Annotated in this window: 1 protein-coding gene and 2 pseudogenes; all 3 read right to left on the bottom strand. The window is 76.2% G+C overall.

Annotation, left to right across the window (positions count from 1 at the left end):
• Positions 1 to 255 (bottom strand): annotated as a pseudogene (locus tag IDM29_RS16500) (23S rRNA (guanosine(2251)-2'-O)-methyltransferase RlmB); the annotation flags it as partial.
• A complete protein-coding gene (gene cysS / locus IDM29_RS16495; RefSeq protein WP_182113056.1) occupies positions 255 to 1,694 on the bottom strand; it encodes a cysteine--tRNA ligase in 1,440 nt (479 codons plus the stop codon). The gene cysS and the pseudogene IDM29_RS16500, both read right to left, overlap by 1 nt.
• Before the next feature lie 76 nt (positions 1,695 to 1,770).
• Positions 1,771 to 1,985 (bottom strand): annotated as a pseudogene (locus IDM29_RS16490) (amino acid deaminase/aldolase); the annotation flags it as partial.

Below are 1,985 nucleotides of genomic sequence, written 5' to 3'. Positions count from 1 at the left end.
GCCGGCGGCGGGGCGGCCCCCCGAGGGGCGTCCCTCGCCGGCGACGGGTGAGCGGCGGCCGCGCGAGGTCGCGGCATCGAGCCGCTCGGCCGCGGCCTTGCGCTTGGCGGCCACGTGGTACGGGCGGTCCTCGGCCTTGGGCGTCGGGCCCTTGCCCTCGAGCGCGCGCCGGTTCTTGCCCCCCGTGCCGGCGCTCGCGCCCTTCTTGGTCCCCGCCTTGCGGGTCGCCCCGCGGCGCTGTGAGTTGCCGGCCATCAGTCCTCCTGGTCGTGCGCGAGCGACCAGCGAGCACCGGTCGGTGAGTCCTCGACGACGATGCCGGCGGCCGTGAGCCGGTCCCGCACCGCGTCGGCGGTGGCCCAGTCCTTGGCGGCGCGCGCCTGGGCCCGGGCCTCGAGCTCGGCCGCGACGAGCGCCTCGAGGGCGTGCTCGGCGCGCGAGTCGGCGCCCGCCCCGGTCCCGGCCCAGCGGGCGGGGTCCAGGCCGAGCGGGTCGAGCATGCCCCGCACCGCGACCAGGGCGTCGCGCGCGGCGGCGAGGTCGCCGTCCGCGAGCGCGGTGTTGCCGCGTCGCAGGTGCTCGTGCACGACGGCGAGCGCCGCCGGCACGTTGAGGTCGTCGTCCATCGCCGCGACGTAGTCGGCGGGCAGCACGCTCGCGCGCACCTCGTCGTCGGGCACCGCCCCGAGGCGCTCGGTGGCGCGCCGGACGAAGCCCTCCAACCGGTTCCAGGTGGCCTCGGCCTCGTGGAGCGTGTCCGGCGAGTACTCGAGCATCGAGCGGTAGTGCACGGCCGTGAGCGCGTACCGCAGCACCACCGGACGCGTCTGGTCGAGGATCGCGCCGACCATGAGCGAGTTGCCGAGCGACTTGCTCATCTTCGCGCCGCCCTGCGTGACCCACGCGCTGTGCATCCAGAGCCGCGCGAACTCCTGCCCGGCGGCGCGCGACTGCGCGAGCTCGTTCTCGTGGTGCGGGAAGCGCAGGTCCAGGCCGCCGCCGTGGATGTCGAACGCGTCGCCGAGGTAGCGCTGCGCCATGGCGGAGCACTCCAGGTGCCAGCCCGGCCGGCCGCGGCCGTAGGGCGTGGGCCAGGACGCCGTGAGGGGCTCGTCGGGCTTCGCGCCCTTCCAGAGCGCGAAGTCGCGGGCGTCGCGCTTGACCCCGGACGCGAGCTCGTCGGCGGAGTCCGCGGCGGGCGGCAGGTCCTCGGGCCGCTGGTTGGTCAGGGACCCGTACTCGGGCCACGACCGCACGTCGAACCAGACGTCGCCCTCGCCGGTGACGTAGGCGTGGCCCTTCTCGACGAGTCGCTCCATGAGCTCGACCATCTCGGTCACGTGGCCCGTCGCGCGCGGCTCGTAGGTGGGTGGCAGGACGCCCAGTGCGTCGTACGCCGCCGAGAACTCGCGCTCGAAGCGCTGGGCCCAGGCCCACCACGGCACGTCGGCGGCCGCGGACAGGCGCAGGATCTTGTCGTCGATGTCGGTGACGTTGCGCACCATGGTCACCCGGAGCCCGCTGCGCTCGAGCCAGCGCACCAGCACGTCGAACGCGACCGCGAGCCGCATGTGCCCGATGTGGGGCGATGCCTGCACCGTGGCACCGCAGACGTAGATCCCGACCTCGCCCGGACGCAGCGGGACGAGCTCGCGCGTGGCGCGGGTCGCGGTGTCGAACAGGTGCAGGCTCACCGCGCCAGGGTACCGGCGGCGCCCCGCGGCCACCGCCGCCGGCCGCCCGCCGCCCGGCCGGGGGCGGGCAGGGTCCTCAGCCGAAGGCCCGGCCGAGACCGCGGTACGTCGGCACGACGTCGACGTCGTCGCCCAGCAGCGCGACCTGGTCGAACCGCTCCATCACCTCACCGGCCTTGGCGTGGCGGAACCAGACGCGGTCGCCGAGGGCGAGCGCGTCGGCGGCGCGGCCGCGCAGCGGCGTCTGCACCTCGCCCGCCCCCTCGGCGGGCAGCAGGCGGAGCCCGGCGG

This window comes from Actinotalea sp. JY-7885 (assembly GCF_014525465.1).
Classification (GTDB): Bacteria; Actinomycetota; Actinomycetes; order Actinomycetales; family Cellulomonadaceae; genus Actinotalea.
This window is presented reverse-complemented; position numbering and strand designations above follow the sequence as displayed.